Source organism: Phytohabitans sp. LJ34 (assembly GCF_052068095.1).
Classification (GTDB): Bacteria; Actinomycetota; Actinomycetes; order Mycobacteriales; family Micromonosporaceae; genus Phytohabitans.
Genome location: NZ_JBQHDG010000028.1, coordinates 90853 through 91071 on the forward strand (window position 1 = coordinate 90853; position 219 = coordinate 91071).

Below are 219 nucleotides of genomic sequence, written 5' to 3' on the forward strand. Positions count from 1 at the left end.
GCTCAAGGCTATGTCATGTGGCATGGCGGCTGGTGCCTTGAGCATCGCCAGGTACACGGCCTCCGTCTGAGAATCCAGCCCCAATCCCTCAAGCATCGTTCCCCCCAAAAGGCACGCTGTCCTGCGTGGAACGATAGCCGCCGGCGCGGTCGGGGCTTTCCCCTATCACCCCCTAGGTTCGGCGCGGTAACCCGTAGGTCCCCTTGGAAATAGGGGCTG